17 protein-coding genes are annotated in these 20,392 nt (G+C 56.7%); 5 read left to right on the top strand and 12 right to left on the bottom strand.

Features of this window, described 5'->3' with window-relative positions:
- Window positions 1-19 precede the first annotated feature (19 nt).
- Both CPY64_RS01600 and pyk read left to right on the top strand, forming a co-directional pair.
- On the top strand, window positions 20-418 hold the full coding sequence (locus tag CPY64_RS01600) for a GlcG/HbpS family heme-binding protein (protein ID WP_009461115.1): 399 nt from the start codon (window positions 20-22) through the stop codon (window positions 416-418).
- A 29-nt stretch (window positions 419-447) separates the two neighbouring features.
- Window positions 448-1,869: a pyruvate kinase gene (pyk, locus tag CPY64_RS01595; RefSeq protein ID WP_042482949.1), complete on the top strand. Its 1,422-nt coding sequence runs from the start codon at window positions 448-450 to the stop codon at window positions 1,867-1,869.
- A gap of 617 nt (window positions 1,870-2,486) precedes the next feature.
- Here pyk and coq7 read toward each other — a convergent pair.
- Genes coq7 through CPY64_RS01565 form a run of 6 tightly spaced genes read right to left on the bottom strand, consistent with a single transcriptional unit; the run spans window position 2,487 to window position 7,375 of the window.
- Window positions 2,487-3,155, bottom strand: a complete 669-nt coding sequence (coq7, locus tag CPY64_RS01590) for a 2-polyprenyl-3-methyl-6-methoxy-1,4-benzoquinone monooxygenase (protein ID WP_042482945.1) — start codon at window positions 3,153-3,155, stop codon at window positions 2,487-2,489.
- A 31-nt stretch (window positions 3,156-3,186) separates the two neighbouring features.
- Window positions 3,187-3,822, bottom strand: a complete 636-nt coding sequence (locus CPY64_RS01585; protein ID WP_042482941.1) for a hypothetical protein — start codon at window positions 3,820-3,822, stop codon at window positions 3,187-3,189.
- Window positions 3,822-4,457 carry an SCO family protein gene (locus CPY64_RS01580; RefSeq protein ID WP_042482938.1) on the bottom strand — a complete coding sequence of 212 codons (636 nt, stop codon included), beginning with the start codon at window positions 4,455-4,457 and terminating at the stop codon, window positions 3,822-3,824. The genes CPY64_RS01585 and CPY64_RS01580 overlap by 1 nt, the downstream gene beginning before the upstream one ends.
- A gap of 21 nt (window positions 4,458-4,478) precedes the next feature.
- Window positions 4,479-5,066 carry a c-type cytochrome gene (locus CPY64_RS01575; protein ID WP_026485026.1) on the bottom strand — a complete coding sequence of 196 codons (588 nt, stop codon included), beginning with the start codon at window positions 5,064-5,066 and terminating at the stop codon, window positions 4,479-4,481.
- 55 nt (window positions 5,067-5,121) lie between these two features.
- A complete protein-coding gene (locus CPY64_RS01570) occupies window positions 5,122-5,712 on the bottom strand; it encodes a cbb3-type cytochrome c oxidase subunit II (protein ID WP_042482935.1) in 591 nt (196 codons plus the stop codon).
- Between the two features lie 7 nt (window positions 5,713-5,719).
- The gene (locus CPY64_RS01565; RefSeq protein ID WP_042482931.1) at window positions 5,720-7,375 is read right to left on the bottom strand and encodes a cbb3-type cytochrome c oxidase subunit I; all 1,656 of its coding nucleotides are present in this window, start codon (window positions 7,373-7,375) and stop codon (window positions 5,720-5,722) included.
- 511 nt (window positions 7,376-7,886) lie between these two features.
- On the opposite strand from CPY64_RS01565, the gene CPY64_RS01560 reads away from it, so the two are divergent.
- From CPY64_RS01560 to CPY64_RS01550, 3 genes are read left to right on the top strand one after another with little or no spacing between them, the layout of a single operon-like run.
- Window positions 7,887-8,309 (top strand): OsmC family protein, encoded by a 423-nt coding sequence (locus CPY64_RS01560; protein ID WP_009461122.1) that lies wholly within the window; start codon window positions 7,887-7,889, stop codon window positions 8,307-8,309.
- A gap of 7 nt (window positions 8,310-8,316) precedes the next feature.
- On the top strand, window positions 8,317-9,117 hold the full coding sequence (locus CPY64_RS01555) for a thymidylate synthase (protein WP_042482928.1): 801 nt from the start codon (window positions 8,317-8,319) through the stop codon (window positions 9,115-9,117).
- Window positions 9,114-9,611, top strand: a complete 498-nt coding sequence (locus tag CPY64_RS01550) for a dihydrofolate reductase (protein ID WP_042482925.1) — start codon at window positions 9,114-9,116, stop codon at window positions 9,609-9,611. The genes CPY64_RS01555 and CPY64_RS01550 overlap by 4 nt, the downstream gene beginning before the upstream one ends.
- 182 nt (window positions 9,612-9,793) lie before the next feature.
- On the opposite strand, the gene gcvH is transcribed toward CPY64_RS01550, so the two are convergent.
- From gcvH to CPY64_RS01520, 6 genes are all read right to left on the bottom strand, one after another.
- Entirely contained in the window at window positions 9,794-10,168 is a 375-nt protein-coding gene (gcvH, locus tag CPY64_RS01545) for a glycine cleavage system protein GcvH (protein WP_021446974.1), read from the bottom strand.
- 86 nt (window positions 10,169-10,254) lie between these two features.
- Complete coding sequence (locus tag CPY64_RS01540) at window positions 10,255-11,484, bottom strand: BaiN/RdsA family NAD(P)/FAD-dependent oxidoreductase (RefSeq protein WP_080723717.1); 1,230 nt, start codon at window positions 11,482-11,484, stop codon at window positions 10,255-10,257.
- 6 nt (window positions 11,485-11,490) lie between these two features.
- Window positions 11,491-13,764: an arginine/lysine/ornithine decarboxylase gene (locus CPY64_RS01535; protein WP_042482921.1), complete on the bottom strand. Its 2,274-nt coding sequence runs from the start codon at window positions 13,762-13,764 to the stop codon at window positions 11,491-11,493.
- 9 nt (window positions 13,765-13,773) lie between these two features.
- The gene (gene dcd / locus CPY64_RS01530; RefSeq protein WP_009461128.1) at window positions 13,774-14,337 is read right to left on the bottom strand and encodes a dCTP deaminase; all 564 of its coding nucleotides are present in this window, start codon (window positions 14,335-14,337) and stop codon (window positions 13,774-13,776) included.
- A gap of 126 nt (window positions 14,338-14,463) precedes the next feature.
- A complete protein-coding gene (locus CPY64_RS01525; RefSeq protein WP_042482914.1) occupies window positions 14,464-18,612 on the bottom strand; it encodes a translocation/assembly module TamB domain-containing protein in 4,149 nt (1,382 codons plus the stop codon).
- A complete protein-coding gene (locus CPY64_RS01520) occupies window positions 18,612-20,390 on the bottom strand; it encodes an autotransporter assembly complex protein TamA (RefSeq protein WP_042482911.1) in 1,779 nt (592 codons plus the stop codon). Before CPY64_RS01520 ends, CPY64_RS01525 begins: the two co-directional genes overlap by 1 nt.
- Between the last annotated feature and the right edge of the window lie 2 nt (window positions 20,391-20,392).

Below are 20,392 nucleotides of genomic sequence, written 5' to 3'. Positions count from 1 at the left end.
TTTTCTTTAAGGACTGGACATGAGAGACACGAAAGTACTGACCCTGGCCGATGTTAAAAAAATTGCTGCCGCTGCCGAGCAAGAAGCGCTCAAGAACAACTGGGCTGTCAGCATCGCCATTTGCGATGCAGGCGGCCACGCGCTCTGGATGCAGCGTATGGACGGCGCTCCCTTGATGAGCGCCCAGGTTGCTCCCGCAAAAGCACACACATGCGTGCTTGGTGGTGGCAAGCCCAGCAAGGTATTTGAAGACATGGTCAACAATGGTCGCTTTGCCGCTCTGTCCATGCCCATCACGCCTCTGGAAGGCGGCGAACCGATTGTGGTGGACGGTCAAGTCATTGGTGCAGTCGGCGTGTCCGGCGTGAAAGCACCTGAAGACGCTCAGATCGCCCGCGCCGGTATCGCTGCTCTTTGAGCTATCGATCCCCCTAAGGACAACAACCCATGAAACGTCAACGTCATTCCCGCATTCTGGCTACCCTGGGTCCTGCCAGTTCTACGCCAGAACGCATTCGTGAACTGTTCGAGGCCGGCGCTGATGTGTTCCGCCTGAACTTCAGCCACGGCACACATGAAGACCACGCCGCGCGCTATCACACCATTCGTCAGATTGAAAAGGAAACCGGACGCAGTATCGGTATCCTGATGGACCTGCAAGGCCCCAAGCTGCGCGTTGGCAAAATGAAAGATGGCCGTGTGACATTGGAAACCGGTCAGAAATTCCGTCTGGATCTGGACCCCGCCGAGGGGACCAGCCAGCACGCCTACCTGCCCCACCCCGAAATCTTCGCTGCTCTGGAAGACGGGACAGACCTGCTGCTGGATGACGGCAAGCTGCGTCTGCGTGTGGACAGCTTTGGTCCGGACTTTGCAGAAACTACGGTCATGGTCGGCGGCCCGCTGTCCGACCGCAAGGGCGTGAACGTACCCGGCGTGGTACTGCCTATCTCGCCCTTGACCGAGAAAGACCTGATCGATCTGAAGTTTGGGCTGGAATTGGGCGTGGATTGGGTTGCGCTGTCCTTTGTGCAGCGTCCTGGCGACATCCGTGAGGCCCGCGAGCTGATCGGGGACAAGGCCTGGATCATGGCCAAGCTGGAAAAACCGCAAGCGCTGGAGCACCTGGAAGAAATCGTCCAGCTGTGTGATGGCGTGATGGTGGCACGTGGCGACCTGGGCGTGGAAGTTCCACCCCAGCGCGTGCCTGTGTTGCAGCGTCAGATCGTGCGTACTGCCCGTGCGGCAGGCCGTCCGGTGGTCGTCGCCACACAAATGCTGGAATCCATGATCACCTCGCCTGTGCCCACACGTGCTGAAGCCTCCGACGTGGCTACCGCCATCTACTCGGGTGCTGACGCTGTCATGCTGTCTGCCGAATCGGCTTCGGGCCAGTTTCCGCTGGAAGCGGTGTCCATCATGGACAGCATCATCAAGGAGATCGAAAACGATCCTAGCTGGCGCACCATTCTGGAAGCCAACCACAGCACCGCCGAGGCCAGCACCGCAGACGCGATCTGCTGCGCCCTGCGTCGCGTGGCCAGCATTCTGGAACCGGCAACGAACGTGGCCTACACCACAACCGGCTTTAGCGCCTTGCGCGCCAGCCGCGAACGGCCCATCGCCCCTATCCTGGCACTGACACCCCGTGTGGAAACCGCACGCCGTCTGGCCTTGGCCTGGGGTGTCCATGCCGTACCCTGCGAGGACGTCAGCGATCTGGGCGAGATGATCGACCACGCTACCGATATGGCAGCGCAGCATGAGTTTGCTCAGGCTGGCGACACCATCGTGATGATTGCCGGTGTTCCTTTTGGCACCAGCGGTCGTACCAACTTGCTGCATGTGGCCACTGTTCCACAAAAGTAAGTACACTCGATAGCAGCAATAAAAAAAACCTTGTCCATCATCCACGATGGGCAAGGTTTTTTGCATTCTGGCCATAAAGCCATGATCGCAACGCAGGCCCTGCATGCCCTCGCTTAACAAAAAAGAGAGCGGAAAAGGCGATAAGCCACGCAAACACTGACTTCCAAGAAAAATTGGCCATGCGCATTTGGCGCGCACAAAAAAAAACCCGAGATCAAGAGATCTCGGGCAAATCCACCAAAGGAGGAGGGTGGAGGAGACAATCGTGGCAAGTTGGGCTACCAGATAAAGTATCGAGCCAGAAAGCTAAGGGTTATTACGCTTGTGCTTTTGCTTATTTCCCGCTTTCTTTTCAACATCCAATAACTAAAGTCTACCTACAAAAATGGTGCAATGCAAGATAAATACCGTGGAAAACCCTTAGACGCGTATCTTGTGGCATTAATGCATCAATTTCCTAACGCAAATTCCCTGCCAGGTATCTAGTCGTTAACCCTAGGTCGCCAAACAGGCCCTAAGGTTGGCAAACAAAACGGGCCAGTGACTGACCCGTTTTGCTTGTCGCATCCATGAGGTCTCAACGCACAAGCACACGCGACTTGGCTCGGAGACTGCTTTTACAAGCGATACGCTGTGGTTGTCATGACTTTGGACATCATGCGCATCAAGGTTTTTACCGGAGGCGGCAAACCCGCTGCACCATGATTTTCGGCCGTGCGGCGATGCTCGATTTCGTCATCGCGCATTTTTTCCACAATGCGACGCGAACGATTATCGGTGGCTGGCAAGGACTCCAGATGGCTTTCCAGGTGTTCCTCAACCTGACGCTCGGTCTCGGCCATAAAGCCCAGGTTATACGGCACCCCTGCCCGGCTGGCGAGCAAGCCCAAGGCAAAGGAACCGGCGTACCACAAAGGGTTGAACACGCTGGGACGGCTGTCCAGTTCACGCAAACGATCATCGCACCACGCCAGGTGGTCGACTTCTTCCTGAGCGGCTTGCAGCAGTACTTCAGTTGCCTGGGGATCTTTGCACAGCATGGCCTGGCTACGATACAAGGCCTGGGCGCAAATCTCGCCCACATGGTTCACACGCATCAAGCCGGCAGCATGGCGGGCTTCGTCCACCGTGATCTCGGACACTTCCTTGCCAGCGGGATTCGGGCGCGACGCGCGTGCCGAACGTCCCAATACTTCCAGGGCCCGATTCGTCTCGCTCAGAATCTGGTCAAAAAAGCTGTTGCGCCGGTACAGACGGGTATCGCTGTTGGAAACGGTATGGCTCATAAGGACACCTGCAAAACAAAATGGATGGGTATTATTGCCGCAAAAAGGCGATCACTGCCTTGCTCTCAGACAAGAGCCACAGCAATGGCAGCACACAAGCCATGATAACCAGGCCTATGCCGGCAATCTCTTGGTCGGACTGCAGATAGAAATTACAGAGCCGAACCGGATTGTCGTAATACAGCAAACCAACAATGGCCATCATCCAACTGAAGTTACCGAAGAAGAACAAGCGAAACACCAGGTGGGCGCGTCGCCAGGACTCCATGAACAACATGCCCATCAAGACCAGACCGATATATTTGGCGGTGGCCATGGGAGGCGATACCAGAACGTCGTCCAGTGCTTTGGGAACCATCCAGTAAGCCGCGGCAAAGCTGACCATGATCAGGCCGGGCAAACCATATTCATTCAGGGCGTAATACGGGCGCAGCAAGGCCTGCATGGCAGCCGAACGGCCTACGCCCTGATAGCGCAGGGCCAACTGCAAGGTAATGCCTGACAGGACCAACAAGGGAATATGCACCAGCATGTGCAGACTCATGGAGGCCGTCAGGGGCCGGTCCCAAAAGGCGGCAGCGGCAAACAGGAGCGCCGCCAGCAAGGCCAGGGCACTGCCAAAATAAGGACGGACTTTGGGGGATTCGACGACACGCTTCAAAGACATTACATCGCTCCCTTCTTGTCCAGGTCCTCAAGGGCACGTTTGGCGTAAGCCAAGGCCAGCATGGGTTCGCCGTAATCCACAATACGCCCCAGACGCGGTTCCGAGCTGACAACGTGATAGGCCGCATTGTGCTCGTACTCATCAAAGGGGGCGGGAATGACAACGATGCCAAAATCGTCCAGCACGCGCTGGCGCTGTTCGCCGGGCATCATGGTGACAAATTGCCAGACGTCCGGATTGGCCTTCATGGTTTTGCTGTAACGGCGCAGGTGATCGGGCGAATCCGTGGGGTCGAAACTGATGCTTAGCAGGCGTATACGGTCCTGCAAGCCTTCTTCCACAATCGCTTTTTGCAGTTGCTGATACTCCGAGCCCATCGCCAGACAGAGCGTAACGCAGCGGGTATAGATGAAATTGACGATGGTGATGCGACCATCATTTTGCAGCAGGGTGCTTAGCTGGGTACTGCCCCCGGCCGGGAGCAGTACTTCGACATCGGATATCAGACGCGGTGAGGCGGCTACATCGTTGCGACGGGCCGTCTCGGCTGTCAGGGCGGAGAACCCTTGCGTCAAATGGGCCAGTGCCCCAATACCCAGGGCGAAAACCAGGAGAATACTTATAAATAGTCTCATCGCTGGCCCATCATTTCAGTCCTACTCTTCCATGGGAGCCAGGTCGGCGTCCCCATTCCAATGATCGGTTTTATCAGCTGTTTTTTCACGTTCGGCTTTGACAAAGGCCACGTCCACAGGATCGGCGCTATTGCCACCCAGTTCGGTACGCAGGTAATTAACAACGGCCGTCATTTCCTCGTCATTGAACTTCTCGCGGAACTCAGGCATGGCACCATTGTACTTATTACCCTTGACCGTGATCTCGCCCGTAATACCGTGCAGCATGATCTGGACCAACACTTCTGGCTTGCGCAGCACCCACTCGGAACCGACCAGTGGAGGGAACACGCCAGGAACACCGGCACCCGTTGCCTGGTGACAGGCTGCACATTGGGCCACAAACAGCTGCTGACCATCTACTGCGCCTTCTGGCAACTCGAAGTCGGCAACGATACGGTTGTCGCCCACGGTTGCGTCATGGCTCAGGTCACTGCTGAAAATATAGTAGATACCCCACAGGAACAGACCTGCAATGATCAGCAGAACCACCCAAGGGATCGGTGCTGCGTTCTCTTCCGGATCGGAATGCTCACGCAGCTGTGCTTCATATTTACGATTGTCGCTCATTCTAATTCTCCGAGGCGCCCCGCCCTGCGGGGCGCGCTAGCTCAGCAATGCCTGTTTATTTGATAACGCTGGCTGGCGATACGGGATACGTGCGATCCAGCGCCAACAGGTATTGAACCAGGTCCAGGGCCTCTTGCTTGGCCACAACCACCTTGCCTTCGGGTGCGAAATCACCAGGCAAATTGACAACCTTGTCGCCGTCCTCTGCCTTGTCCTTGAGCTCGAACATGAAGGGGTAAGAAGGCATATTGCTGCCAGGGGTATAAGCACGAGGCTGATACAAGTGGCCCAGGTGCCAGTCCACGCTAGGCTGACGTGCACCAATATTGAGCAGGTCAGGACCGGTACGCATGGTGCCGAGCAAGTGTGGTGTGTCGTAGAAGTAGTCACCTGCTACCGAGGCACGACCCCAGCCACGCTGGAAGTCAGGAGCCTGGTTCTGGCTACGTGGCTGCTGCGAGTGACAGTACACACAGCCCATATCAATGTATTGCTGACGGCCGCGCAGCTCTACCTCGGTGTAAGGCTTGAGCCCTGGAGAGGGCTCCACCTTCTTGACTTGCAGGTAAGGGACAACGACCAGAGCCGATGTGGCCAGGGCCAGCGTCACCATGGCGCCGCCCAATAGTTTGTATTCGCTTTCCATGACTAAATCATGCCTCCACTACATTGCGAGTTGCCGAGCGCTGGTGAAACAGGGCTGGACCAATACGACGGCTGCCATAGCGCAAAGCCATTGCCACAAAGTGGAAGGCAAACACAAGGTGACCCAGAGTCATCAAACCACCGCCAATCGAGCGCGACTTCAGGTAAGGCATCGTGACAAACACCGATTCCATGAAGGCTTTGGCAGGATCAAGCATGGCCAGACCTTGCAGCCAGCCGCCAATGCTCAAACCAATGGCGTAGATGGAGAAACCAATCACAACCAGCCAGAAGTGCAGGGAGATCAGTTTGGGGTAAGGCCATTCCCAGGACATCACACGTGGCATCACGTAGTAAATGGCGCCGAACATCACGATGGTAAAGAAGCCGTACAAGCCGATGTGGGCGTGGGCAACTGTGAAGTGCGTGAAGTGGGTGATCGTGTTGATGCTGCGCAGCGCTTCAAAAGAACCTTGAATGGAGCTGACGGTGTACATCATGCCGCCCAGCACGATAAAGCGCAGGGTGGGCGAGTGAATCAGGGTACGGAAGTGACCCTTCATGGTGTAGTGCTGGTTGATCGAGAAAGCCAGCACAGGGATGATCATCATCATGCTTTGCACGATGGACAGGGTAACCATCCACTGCGGCACGGGACCACCAACCAGGTGGTGACCACCGACCTGACCGTAGAAAAATGCCAGGCCCCAGAAACCCACCAGAGACAGGTTGTAGGAGCTGATAGGCTGACCAATGATCTTGGGCAGGAAGTAGTACACCGAAGCCAGAGCCATCGGGGTGTAGAACAGGCCCAGCACGTTGTGGCCAAACCACCAGTTCATGGTTGCCTGTTCAACACCCACGTGCACGGCAGGCAGGTTGCCGACCAGGAACAGGATGGGGAACCAGAACAGGGCAGCGCCCATGTACCACACCGACACATACAGGTGGTGAGCACGACGGTTTTGCAAGGTGAAGACCAAAGGCAAGGCAGCCAGGGCACCACCGATAACCATCAGGATATCAACCTGCCAAGGCATTTCCAGCCATTCCATACCGTCGGTGATACCCATCGCGATACATGTCAGACCGATAGCCAGACCAATGTTCCACAAGATCCCGCCCGTGATGGCGTAACGCGCACCGATCAGGGGAGTCTTGAGCAAACGAGGCAGCATCCACATGGCAACACCGAAAGCGGCCATCGGCGCCCAGCCATAAGCCACACCATTCAGGTGCAGCGTACGCATGCGGCCAAATGTCATCCAGGCGTGTTGCGTCAGAAATTCGGGATCGTGCAGCTTGATCGAGCTGATCAAGCCTGCCGTCGAGGCAAAGATCAGCCAAAAGACCGAACAGGCCAGCAAAATGAACGTGACCTTGGCGGAGGAACGGTCGGCTTCCACGCGTTCTGCCAATTCGAGGCTCAGCGCCTGACGATCTTCAGCAGAAATTGTCTTGCGACCCATTTCTTCTTGAAGTGCCTGACGTTGTTCAGGGGTGGCGGAGGGGTCATCTACCTGCCCGATTTCGCCTTTGGAGAAGATCTCGCGCGAAGCAGCGGGGCTGTGGTCAAAGAAGTTACGGCGTAACGACCAGATGAAAACAAAGAGTCCTGTAACGGACAATATGAAAGCTAGTAGCAGTATTGAAACGGTATTCACAATGATCCAGGCCTGGTTAATGTGAAGCTGCCAAGCAGCTCGGCGGCACCTTGACGCGTCGCAGATCAAAAGAGCATGGACGCAAAAAATCTGCGACTGCCTAGGTCGCGAGAGCCGTCATGTTAAAACACCCGCTTGTGACGTCCGAATAAAGCCCCCATTGAAAGCAAGGTTTATTGAGACAGAACAAATACGAGCACGACATTTTTTGGTATACGGGCGACAGCCATTATAGGCGAGGGTAAACCCCTGTGACATATCTGTTTCAAAATGCCGTGTACCGCACAGCAGTTTATCCTAGGACAAACAACAAAACCAGTCTAAATCTTACAAAGAGCGTGGTTCTGCTCTGATTTGCGTATATGGAATTTCTTATACGGGCACACCATCTGCCTCAAATCACGCCAGGCCAGCTTGTTAACCGGGCGCGACACAGCCCTCATCAAAAAAGTACAATCACGACTATCAATCTACTGACGAGTCTTGGCTCGCACTGCAAAAAGGAATTCATATGGAATGCACAATCGACTGGGGCGGCAAAGACGGAATGTTGTTCGTTGCCCGTACAGGCAGTGGTCATGTGACGGCCATGGACGGTGCACCCGAAGGTGGCGGCAATAACCTGGCCCCACGCCCCATGGAAATGCTGCTGACCGGCGCCGGTGGCTGTGCAGCGTATGACGTGGTGCTGATTCTCAAGCGCGGTCGTCATGCCATTACCGGCTGCCAGGTCAAGCTGACGGCCGAACGCGCCGACACCGACCCCAAAGTCTTCACCAAGATTCACTTCACCTTTGTGGTCACCGGCAAGGACCTGCCCCAGGCCGCCGTTGAGCGTGCCGTACAACTGTCGCACGACAAGTACTGCTCCGCTTCGGCCATGCTGGGCAAAACCGCCGAGATCACCTATTCCGTCGATATTCAGCAAGCCTGAGGCCCCCATGTCCCTCTATCCCTACGAAGACCTGCTGCGCCTGGTCTACACCCAAGGCACTCCCAAAGGTGACCGCACAGGTACCGGCACGAACTCGGTATTTGGTCACCAAATGCGCTTCGATCTGTCGCAGGGTTTCCCGCTGATCACCACCAAGAAGCTGCACACCCGCAGCATCTTTATTGAATTGCTGTGGTTTTTGCGCGGTGAGTCCAATGTGCGCTGGCTGCAAGAGCGCGGCGTATCCATCTGGGACGAATGGGCCGACGAGGACGGCAATCTGGGCCCGGTCTATGGCGTGCAATGGCGCTCCTGGCCGACCCCCGACGGTCGTCACATCGACCAGATCAGCCAGTTGGTGGAACAGATTCGCAAGAATCCCGACTCGCGTCGCCTGATCGTCTCGGCCTGGAACGTAGCGGATGTGGGCCAGATGGCTCTGCCCCCTTGCCACGCCCTGTTCCAGTTCTATGTAGCCGATGGCAAGCTGTCCTGCCAGCTCTACCAGCGCAGTGCGGATATTTTCCTGGGCGTGCCCTTCAATATCGCCAGCTACGCTCTGCTGACCCACATGATGGCCCAGCAATGTGATCTGGAAGTGGGCGACTTCATCTGGACAGGCGGCGACTGCCACCTGTATTCCAACCACTTCGAGCAAGCCGAATTGCAGCTGTCGCGTGAACCACGCCCCTACCCCAAGCTGACGATCAAGCGCAAACCCGCCAGTCTGTTTGATTACGAGTACGAAGACTTCGAAATCACCGACTACGATCCTCACCCCCATATCAAGGCGCCTGTTGCCGTATGAGTTCCACCCCTTTTATTCGTCTGGTCGTTGCCTATGCGGCCAATCGCTGCATAGGCAAGGACAACGATCTGCCCTGGCGCCTGCCGTCCGACTTGCAGCACTTCAAGCGCGTGACCATGGGTTTGCCCATCATCATGGGCCGCAAGACCTGGGAGTCGCTGGGCCGTCCTTTGCCTGGCCGTCCAAATCTGGTGATCAGCCGCAATGCGGATTACCAGGCAGAGGGCGCACAAGTATTCAGCAATCTGGACGACGCCCTGACCGCTTGCCCTGGCTTTGAGACGGCTTGCGTGATTGGTGGTGAGCAACTGTTCCGTCTGGCCCTGCCCGTCGCACAGGAACTGATCGCGACCGAGATCAAGGCTGACGTGGACGGTGACACCTTCTTCCCCGCATTGCTTGCTGGCGAATGGGAAGAAGTTGAACGCCTGCCCCAGCCCGAGGAAAACGGTTTCACTTACGACTACGTGACGTATCGCCGCCGTAATAGTTAAGAGAGCCGCGAAGCAGGGGCCAGAGTTTAGCTGCCCCGGAACCAAGCACTAAGCCCAAAAGCTTACGCTCGAAGCCAAATAAAAGGCCTGAATCCGTGGAATCGGATTCAGGCCTTTTTTACGATCAACCCGCCTGGATCAGGCAGAGCCACCGCGTATTCCTGCTAGCTCAATATCTGAACTTACTCTGCCACCGCGGCATAAGCAGGGCCATCCAGCAAACCTTGCAGGTCAGCGGGATTGTCAGCCTTGAGCTTGAAAATCCAGGTATCAAACGGGGCTTCGTTGATCAGATGCGGCGCATCGGACAAAGCCTGGTTGAACTCCACCAGCTCGCCCGCCACAGGAGCGTAAATGTCGGAAGCGGCCTTCACCGATTCCACCACGCCCGCTGTTGCACCGGCAGCCAAACGAGTACCGGGAGTGAAGTCACCCACAAACACCAAATCACCCAATTGGTCCTGAGCAAAGTCGGTAATGCCAACCAGCACGACACCGTCTTCATCCTTGGCCCACTCGTGGCTTACTACGTACTTTCTATCTCCTGGCAGTTGCATATTGCCTCCCTGACAAACCAGCCCACAATCCTGTTGATTTCAAAAGCGGCCGCAAAAACTGCGTCTTGCCGCTCCCGCTCGTTTACTTAGCTTTGACCTGCTTGCGCCTTCAGTGCACGTGCACACGCCGCCGCTGAAGCCCAGGCCCATTGGAAGTTATACCCGCCCAGCCAGCCAGTGACATCCACCGCTTCACCAATAAAGAACAGACCAGGTACTTTACGTGCTTCCATGCTTTTCTGATTCAGCTCGCGTGTATCCACACCGCCGCTCATCACTTCCGCCTTTTTATAGCCTGCGGTGCCACTGGGTTTCAACTCCCAGGCATTAATCACCTGCCCCACCGCGCGCAATACGCGATCCGGCAAATCGGCCAGACGTTGCTGCCCCACGCCTTTGGGCAACAAGTCCGAGGTATCCAGCCATTGCTCGACCAGACGGCGTGGCCACAAGGTCGACAAGACGGTGAGCAACTGCTGGCGACTACCGGCCTTCAAATCCAATAACTGCTGCGCGATGTCCTGACCGGGAGCCAGGTCCACACTAATAGTCTCGCCCGACTGCCAGTAGCTGGAAATCTGCAAGATACCCGGCCCGGACAAGCCTCGATGCGTGAACAGCAGATCTTCCAGAAAAGCCTGGCGTTGCTTGCCTTGTCCGGTGCTGACTTCCACTTCCAAAGCCATGCCGCTCAAGGCAGAAAATGGCTTCCAGTCCCGACCATCAAAGGTCAAAGGTACCAAGGCCGGATGCGGTTCGATCACTTTCAAACCGAAGTGACGCGCCACACGCAGGGCATAGTCCGTGGACCCCAGCTGCGGAATCGCCATGCCGCCTGTAGCAATCACCACCTGCAAGGCATTCAAATCCCCCAGGCTGGTACGCAACACAAAGCCTTCGTCGCTACGGCCAATGGACTGCACCGAACAGGGCATGCGCCAGGACACCTGACCTTTCAAACACTCCTGGCGCAGCATCTGGATGATGGACTCGCTGGAGTCATCACAGAAAAGCTGGCCTTTGTGCTTCTCATGAAAACCGATGCGGTACTCTCGCACCAGTTCCAGAAAATCCTGAGGGGTATAGCCCGCCAAGGCCGAACGGCAAAAATGCGGGTTTTTGGACAGAAAATTCTCTGGCGAAGTACCCGTATTGGTGAAGTTACAGCGCCCTCCACCGGAAATACGGATTTTCTCGGCCAGCTTTTCAGCGTGATCAATCAATACCACTCGCAGGCCGCGCTGGCCTGCGATACTGGCAGCCATCATACCGGCCGCACCTGCGCCGATGACGGCAACATCAAAAAAAGGGATCACGCGGGTTTACTCGTTGGTTTCAGACTCAAGCACGCAATCTACGTAGTAGCGCGGCAGTCCATCGGGGCCAATATCCTGCGCCAGTCCATGCACATAGGTTTCAAAGCCGGGGAAGCGGGCATTGAACTCGCGCGCAAATTGCAGATACTCCACAATGCGCGAGTTAAAGCGTTCGCCAGGAATCAGCAAGGGAATACCGGGCGGGTATGGTGTCAGCAAGACACCCGTCACACGGCCTTCCAGCTCGTCAATGCCAACGCGTTCGATATCGCCGTGCGCCATCTTGGCATAGGCGTCCGAGGGTTTCAGAGCGGGAATCATGTCGCTCAGGTAAACCTCGGTGGTCAGGCGGGCCAGATCGTACTTGCGGTAAGCCTGGTGAATCTGCTGACACAGATCACGCAAGCCCATGCGCTCGTACGTGGGCTGGGTCTTGCAGAAATCCGGCAAGATGCGCCACATGGGCTGGTTGCGGTCGTAATCGTCCTTGAACTGCTGCAAGGCGGTCAGCAAGGTATTCCAGCGGCCTTTGGTGATGCCAATGGTGAACAGAATAAAGAAGGAATACAGGCCGGTTTTCTCGACCACCACGCCGTGTTCGGCCAGATACTTGGACACCAGAGCGGCGGGAATGCCCTGCTCGGCAAAGGTGCCGGAAATATCCAGGCCGGGAGTCACGACCGTCGCCTTGACCGGGTCCAGCATGTTGAAATTGGTCGACAACTTGCCAAAGCCGTGCCATTCCGCATCGGAGCGCAGAATCCAGTCCTCGCGCTGGCCTATGCCCTCTTCAGGCAGAGTGTCCGGGCCCCAGACCTTGAACCACCAGTCGTTCTCGCCATATTCCTTGGATACCTTGCGCATGGCGCGACGGAAGTCCATGGCCTCGCAAATGCTTTCCTCGACCAGGGCGGTACCGCCGGGCGGCTCCATCATGGCCGCAGCCACATCACAGGACGCAATAATCGCGTACTGCGGGCTGGTGCTGGTGTGCATCAGGTAGGCTTCGTTGAACACGTTGCGGTCCAAGGGGCGGTTTTCCGCATCCTGCACCGTAATCTGTGACGCCTGCGACAAGCCAGCCAGCATTTTGTGCGTGGAGTGCGTGGCGTAAATCATGGTGTCTTTGGTGCGTGGACGATCCGCACCAATGGCATGCATGTCGTGATAGAAGTCGTGGAAAGCCGCATGCGGCAACCAAGCCTCATCAAAGTGCAGCGTAGGGATCTTGGAATCCAGGGTTTCCTTGATCATTTCCACGTTATAGATCACGCCATCGTAGGTACTTTGCGTCAGCGTCAGAATACGGGGCTTCTTGTTCTTGGCCTTGCTGGCAAAGGGATTGGCCTCGATCTTGCGCGCAATGTTTTCCGGCAGGAACTCGTCTTGTGGAATGGGACCAATAATGCCCAGGTGGTTGCGCGTGGGGCGCAGGAACACTGGGATAGCGCCCGTCATGGTAATGGCGTGCAGGATCGACTTGTGGCAGTTACGGTCCACTACCACCACGTCGTTATTGGCCACATTGGCGTGCCAGACGATCTTGTTGGACGTGGACGTGCCGTTAGTCACGAAAAAGCAGTGGTCGGCATGGAAGATGCGGGCGGCGTTGCGCTCGGCATCGGCTACCGGGCCGGTGTGGTCCAGCAACTGACCCAGCTCGTCGACCGCATTACAGACGTCGGCACGCAACATGTTTTCACCGAAAAACTGGTGAAACATCTGGCCAACGGGGCTTTTCAGGAAGGCGACGCCACCCGAGTGCCCGGGGCAGTGCCAGGAGTAAGAACCGTCAGACGCGTACTTGACCAGCTCACGGAAAAACGGCGGTGCCAGGCTTTCCAGGTAGGAGCGTGCTTCACGGATGATGTGACGCGCCACGAACTCGGGCGTGTCCTCGAACATGTGAATGAAGCCGTGCAGCTCGCGCAGAATATCGTTGGGGATATGCTGCGAGGTGCGCGTCTCGCCGTACAAATAGATGGGGATATCCTCGTTGCGGAACCGCAGTTCACCAATAAAGGAGCGCAGGTTCTTGATCGCATTGGCGACATCCTCCGGGGAATCCACATCGAATTCCTCATCATCAATCGACAAAATGAAGGCGCTCGCGCGGCTTTGCTGTTGCGCAAAAGAACTAAGGTCACCATAGCTGGTGACCCCGAGAACCTCTACGCCTTCGGCCTCTATCGCCGAGGCCAGGGCTCGAATGCCCAGGCCCGACGTATTTTCGGAACGGTAGTCTTCGTCGATGATGACGATAGGAAAACGAAACTTCATCCAGAACTCCTAGGTACGAGGCAGGGTAACGCCTAGCTGACCTTGATATTTGCCGCCGCGGTCGCGGTACGACACTTCGCACACTTCATCGCTTTCAAAGAACAACATCTGTGCGCACCCTTCGCCAGCGTAAATCTTGGCGGGCAGCGGGGTGGTGTTGGAAAACTCCAGGGTGACGTGGCCTTCCCATTCGGGTTCCAGCGGGGTCACGTTCACGATGATGCCGCAACGGGCATAGGTGCTTTTGCCCAGACACATGGTCAGCACACTGCGGGGAATACGGAAGTACTCAACCGTGCGGGCCAGCGCGAAAGAATTGGGCGGAATAATGCACACATCACCGACGAAATCCACAAAGGATTTTTCATCGAAGGCCTTGGGGTCCACGATGGTCGAATTGATGTTGGTAAAAATCTTGAATTCGTTGGCACAACGCACATCGTAGCCATAGCTGCTGGTGCCGTAGCTGACGATACGTTGTCCATCTACATTACGCACTTGGCCTGGCTCAAAAGGCTCGATCATGCCTTGGGCAGCAGCCCGCCGAATCCAACGGTCGCTTTTGATACTCATAAGAAATTAGCCGCCTTAAATCAGTAACCGGTTATTTTATCGTTTAGATACACACACAAGCCAGTTGTGGCGCAAATATGTCATTTGCGCCACAAATCGGCCTGTACTGCGTCAAACTGCGCTGTCTTACTCCGGAGAGAACCAGCGGTAAATCAGGGCCAGACCATTAACGGTTCCGGCGCTCAGCTCGGCGGTCAAACCACGAGCCAGTCGGTAACTGGCCCGGCCTACGGTGCCGGTATCGGCCATGGCCTGCTCCAGGCTGACCGAGATATCCGCCGTCAAGGCTTTGGTAATGGCAATGAACTTGCGCTCTTCATTACTGGTGCCGCTGTTCAGGGATTTGACCACACTTTCCACCGGCAAAATGCTACCGGCACTGCCCAGGTCGCCCGAGCGCATGGCCACTTCATCAATCCCGAACTTGCGGTAGAAGGGCTCACCATCGCCCAGGAAGGACGTACCCACGCTAAGCAGCAAGGCCATGTCGCCACCGGAATCATCCGGCCCATGACCCAGCAATAGCCAGGACAATTTTTCAACTTCGCTGACTTCAGGATAGGACACCAGATCGATGCGGGGCTTGCGTGCCGTACCGGCCACCTTAACACCTGCTTCCACAGCCTGGCCGGTACGCAAGGCCTCAATGTCCAGGATAGGGGATGTGATATCGCCCTGGAAGGTCACGGTTCCGCGCTTGAGCAAGAGCTTCTGGCCATACAGTTCAATGCGGCCCCCACGAGTACGCAAGGCTCCCATGCCAGTCAGCTTGCCGCCAATCATGGTGACCCGCAAACTGCCCACCAGACCGGAGTTCACGCCGTAGCCCGTCAGGTAAAAGCGCGGCCCCAGGTCCACATCAATTTCCATGCTCATGTCGGTTGCGGCCTGGGAGGGCTCGGGGGCTGGCTCATCCCCTGCCCGCACAATCACCACATCACTATCAACAGTAGGAATGCCACCGAGCATGTCCAGGTTGAACCAGCCCGCATCAGCTACCACCTTGCCGGTAATGGCAATGCGCGGCAATTCCATGTCCAGATTGATATTGCCGGACATCATGGCGTAACGATCCGAACGCTGCAAAATCGGGAAGCGGAAAATATCGACGTCAAACGCCCCTTGCTGCGTGCTCAGGTTCCATTGCCCGGAAACCGTCAGCTTGCCGTCCTTGGCATCCGGGCTTTCCTTTAACCAGGTGGCCGTACGCCACTCTTGTGGCTCGACTCGTGGGCGGGCCGGGAAAGTCAGCGAATCCAGACGGAAAACATCATCATCAAAACTGGCATCCAGTTGCCCGTCGATCAGACGGATACCGTCGTCCAGGCGGGTAAAGCGCAACTCGCGGCCAGTGACTGTACCACGGCTGGTCCAGGCCCATTTCGCGCCTATATTGATATCCACATCCGCGTTCAGACGTCCGCCCAGTTCCATGGCATCGCCCAGGAACAAGCGCGTCCAGCCCAGGTCGTCGATATTGGCTTTGATGCTGACAGACTTGGGATCATTTTCGTTGATTGCCAGTCCATGAATGGGGGTCTGCGCCTTGGCCGTGACATAGCCCATTTCCTTGGTGCGCACATCCAGCTGCGCATCCACGCGGCTGCTGGTGGCCGAAGTGGGTTTGGCATTGATAACGACGCTCAGGTCTTCCAGACCCAAGGACATTGGGGGATCGGCAAAAACCTGCACATCACCGGCAACCCGATCCACTCTCACCTGCCCAGCCAGGGCCCCATTGAACTTCAAATCCCAACGGGCCTTGATATCAATTTCAGGGGGCTGGGTTTTCTTGTGCTTGGCAATCGTGACCCCGCCCCCTTTGGCTTTCTCCGGGTTCTCCTGCACCCCTACCTTGCGCAACAAACGTGCGATGCGAGGCTCGGACAAAACCAGATCCAGCAATTCACCCCGGCTGGTCCACTGTCCTGGCTGATACGTGGATTCCTGATGGCGCAGATTGATCCAGGGCTCACCATCGACGGTAGTGCTCAAAGTAGCCGCGCCCACGCGTAACGACCAGGGTTCCAGTGGCGGTGGGGCAGCACGCGCCGCGGCAACATCACCCTCGACAGCTGCCGCTTTGTCGGATGTTGTGGCACCGCTTCCATCTGCCGTATTGACTGCCGCACTATTACCTGCACTCTGCTCCACCTCAGCGGGCGTGGCATCTTCATTCACCAAGGCCGGAGCCGCCGTGGACTCTGGTTCTGGTTGGACGGCGGACGTCGTATCTGTCTTGGCAAGGGATTCTTGCTGCGCAGGCTCTGGTGCGCGCAGTGCATCGGTAAAGCGCAGTGGCATGGCCGACTGCAAACGCACAGCCAAACCTGCGTGGTCGGCCTGCAAGCGGCTTAGTTTGCCATCCCAGTAAGCTGCCTTGCCCTGATCGGCGAAATGCCAGCCGCCTTCCAAAGCCAGATCAGCTTGCGCGCTACCCTGGCCCAATTGCCCACTTTCTTTTCCGCCCAAATCATATTGGCCTTTTAGCTGCAAGGTGTGACGCGACACGTCACCTCGCAGTTGGCCTTGTGCTGATGCCTTGCCCAACTCCAGGCCGGGCCACAACTGCTCTGCTTTAGGCATATTGACTTGCAAGTCCAGCGCCGCCGTGCCGCTTATGCCCAGATCGCCCTTCAAGAGCACCTGGTTGTCGCCGACTTTCAAATCAGTCAGGACATCGCTCAAGCTCAACTGACGCCACCAGTCAGGCGCGCCCGGTTGTGCCGGTGCGGAGGCTTTTGCCTTGATCTGCCCTATCGCCGACTGCTTGTTCCAGCGGCTGCCTTGCAGCAGTTGAACATCAACGTCCGCAGAGAGTATTTGCTCTTTATCGGCCAGCACCACATCAAACTTGCCCTGGCTATTGATCAGGGCATCGGGCAACACATCGCCTAGTAATGCATGCAAGTCCAGCTTGTCGCTGCTGAACTGACCTTTGAAATGATCCTGGACATGCACACCTTCCTGAGTGGCATCCCAGGCAAAGTCTGCATCCAGCGAGGACTCGTCCGGCAGCTTCACGGCCAGTTTGGCCTGGCGCACTGGCACGGTATCCAGCGGGCTCAAATCTGCACTGGCATCCAGGCTATAGCCCTGGCCATGCCCCTTGAGCAGCAAGGTGGCTTGTTCCAGAGAGCCATTCAAGGTGATTTGAGCGTTGACCACACAATCAGGCAAAGGCTCGGGTTCAGGAACAGCAACCGGCTCCTGAATACGTTCCTCATCAACAAGACCTGCACTGCCCCCAGGTTCGGAGCTGCTGACTCCGGCGACACTATGGGCATCTACAGGCTGGTCGACTGGCTGGCTAGCAGGAGTTTCATGACTCGATGCGCTGGCCTCAGATTGACCTTGCTGTGTTGTCGCAATCTTTGCAAGTTCGGTACTTTGCTCTGCTGCCTTTTCCGACGTTTTTTTCGATGATTTTTCTGCTGTTTTATCTGCAGTCTGCTTGTCCGCTTGCGCAGCAGCGGGAGCTGCAGCAGCCTTGGCACTGGTCTTGACCGTTTCAGCAGCGGCTGTTTGTTTGGACTGATCCACTACTACCTTCGCGGCAGGTTTGCCGGACTTCGATTGCTCTGCATAAGCCGGCAAATACTGCTTCGCACAAATGGGCGAATCCGCCGTCAAGCCACGGGCGATGATTTGTATATCGGCTCGCGCCGGATAAGGCGCTTCCAGACCGGCCAGCTCCACTTCGCCCTGAAAACCAGCGCGGATGGACTCATTGGCCACCATCAAATCGTAAAGGCGCAGTTGTGCGCTGTCGGAATCCACAGCCAGGGCCGAGGACAAATCCGCAATGGCTACCGGCAAGGGAGTGCCATCTTGCGTGAGCAAGAACTGGCCCAGGGCCAGTTTGTCCACGGCAATACTGATGGGCAGCTCAGGCATCTTGAAGGGTTCGTCAGATTTGGGCTCGTCCGAGGAGGTCAAGGCCACATCCACTTTATGGGCGCTTAATTCCACCACATGCAAACGGCGCTCCCACAACTCTTTCCAGTTGGCCTGCAAGCGCAAACGCTCGATATCGACATGGGTATCCGGCAAGCTCAGGACCAAGTGGTCGATACTCAGACCGTCCCAGATTGTTCCGCGCACGCCTTGTGCACTACCCTGCGCATACGGCAAGGCCGTGCGCAGCGCCCAACTGGTCCCGGCCTGACTGGCCAGCACCCAATACACAAAGCCGCACACAAGCAGCAGGGCAATCACCACAAAGGGAATGCCCCACAAAGCAAAATATCGGAACCAGCGCCGAACCCAGGCCATTAAAATGCGATTCCCAAAGAGAAGCTCAGACGTACACGCTTGTCTCGCTGACCGTACGCCAGATCAAGGTTGAAAGGCCCGGCCGGTGTGCGCACAACTGCGCCCAAACCGTAACCCCAGGCCAGATCCATATCACCAAAACTGGATGCAGCATCACCCACATCCACAAAGGCGCGCATGCCATACATGCTGGTAAAAAAGTGGGTGTATTCCACACTGGCCACTGCCATGGCAGGTGCGCCTACAACGGCATCATTGGCACGCAAGCCAATGCTTTGATATTTGTAACCACGGATGCTGCGCGCACCCCCGGTCCGATAGCCGAAGTCTGGCGGTGTCCGGTCTGTCATGCGCCAAACCTTGCCGACTTCACCGCGCAGGGACAGTACATCCCGATCCCCGATAGGCCACCACTGTTGCAATCGCAGATTGCTGCGGTAAAAGGTTTCGCCCTTGTCCAAGGTGATACCCGCGCCCACACCAAAATCGATCAGATTGCCTTCACGCGGATCGTACTTCTTGTCCACGTCCCGACGCAGCCATTGCCAGGTGGCAATCGCGGAAGGTGTTTCACGGGTGGGCAAACCAGAAATCTTGGTCTTGTCCCAGGCACCCAGCACACCCCATTCGGTTTCGTACTCCACCCGGCTATTGCCAGCAGCCTGCCGTTCCTGGCGCAGCTTCCAACCCAAGGCGGCACGTTCGGTGTCCAGGCCTTCAATGTCGGAGCGATCGTACAACACCCCAAAACTGTTCTTGTAGCCACTAAGTGTGGGTGGCAAGTGAATGTCATAAAAAGCACGTTGGCGCTTTTTATCCACGCCGATACCGGCCTCGGACCAGATCGGCAGTCCAAACACAATGTTTTTACGGTAAAGGGCTTCAGCTCGAACACCGTGATCGCTATCAAAGCCCAAAGAGCCGGTGAACTGGCGGGCCGGTGCCTCTGTGACGCGCACCCGCACAGGCAACTCCACATCTCCGTCAGGAAGCTCTTTCTTTTTGCCATCCCCTTCGTCCAGCGTGACAAAGGCGCCCCGGAAAAACGTAGTGGCCGCCAAGGATTGCTGCCACTCGTCCAGCTTGTCCTGATCGTAAGGATCACCAGGGGTATAGCGCACGTAGCGATCCACCAGTGACTGGGGAACACGCTTCAGGCCGGTGGTTTCCAGAGGCCCCATGCGAACCCGCGGCCCACTATCCACTTTCAGGGACAGGTCGGCCACCCCCTCATCAGCCAGTACCGTTGCCCGCGTGTCTATATAACGAGCGTAATAAAAATCCTGACGCTGTACGCTTTCCAGCAAATCCGCCTTGGCCGAGGCCCAGACCGAGTTCAGGAAAGGATCCTCTTTCTTCAAGGGGAAGCTGGCCTTGATGCCTTCCAGACGCACCTGGTATTCCGGCTCCTGAATCTTGCCCTTGAAGTCCAGATCGATGTCGCGCACCCGCGTGATTTCGCCCGGACGGATGATGATGTCCCAATACTCGCCATTGGAGTCTTCACCCACCTCCAGCGTGACGACTGAATCAAAATAGCCCTGCGTTTGCAAGGCTGAAACGGTCGCATCGTGGGCACGGCGACGCAGACGCGTCACCTCCCCCAAGTCCTGATCTTCAGCCAGACGCGTGATTGCGCTGACCGCACGCTGAATCTCCTTCAGCGCCTGGGGAGGCACGCCCCCCGGATCAATAATGACATCGGGAACAGAAGACTGAGCCCAAACTGCAGGGCTCAGGACTATCGAGAACAACAGGCAAAAGCCGGATTTGCGCATAC

Origin of the sequence: Alcaligenes faecalis (genome assembly GCF_002443155.1) — a bacterium.
GTDB lineage: Bacteria > Pseudomonadota > Gammaproteobacteria > Burkholderiales > Burkholderiaceae_B > Alcaligenes > Alcaligenes faecalis.
This window is presented reverse-complemented; position numbering and strand designations above follow the sequence as displayed.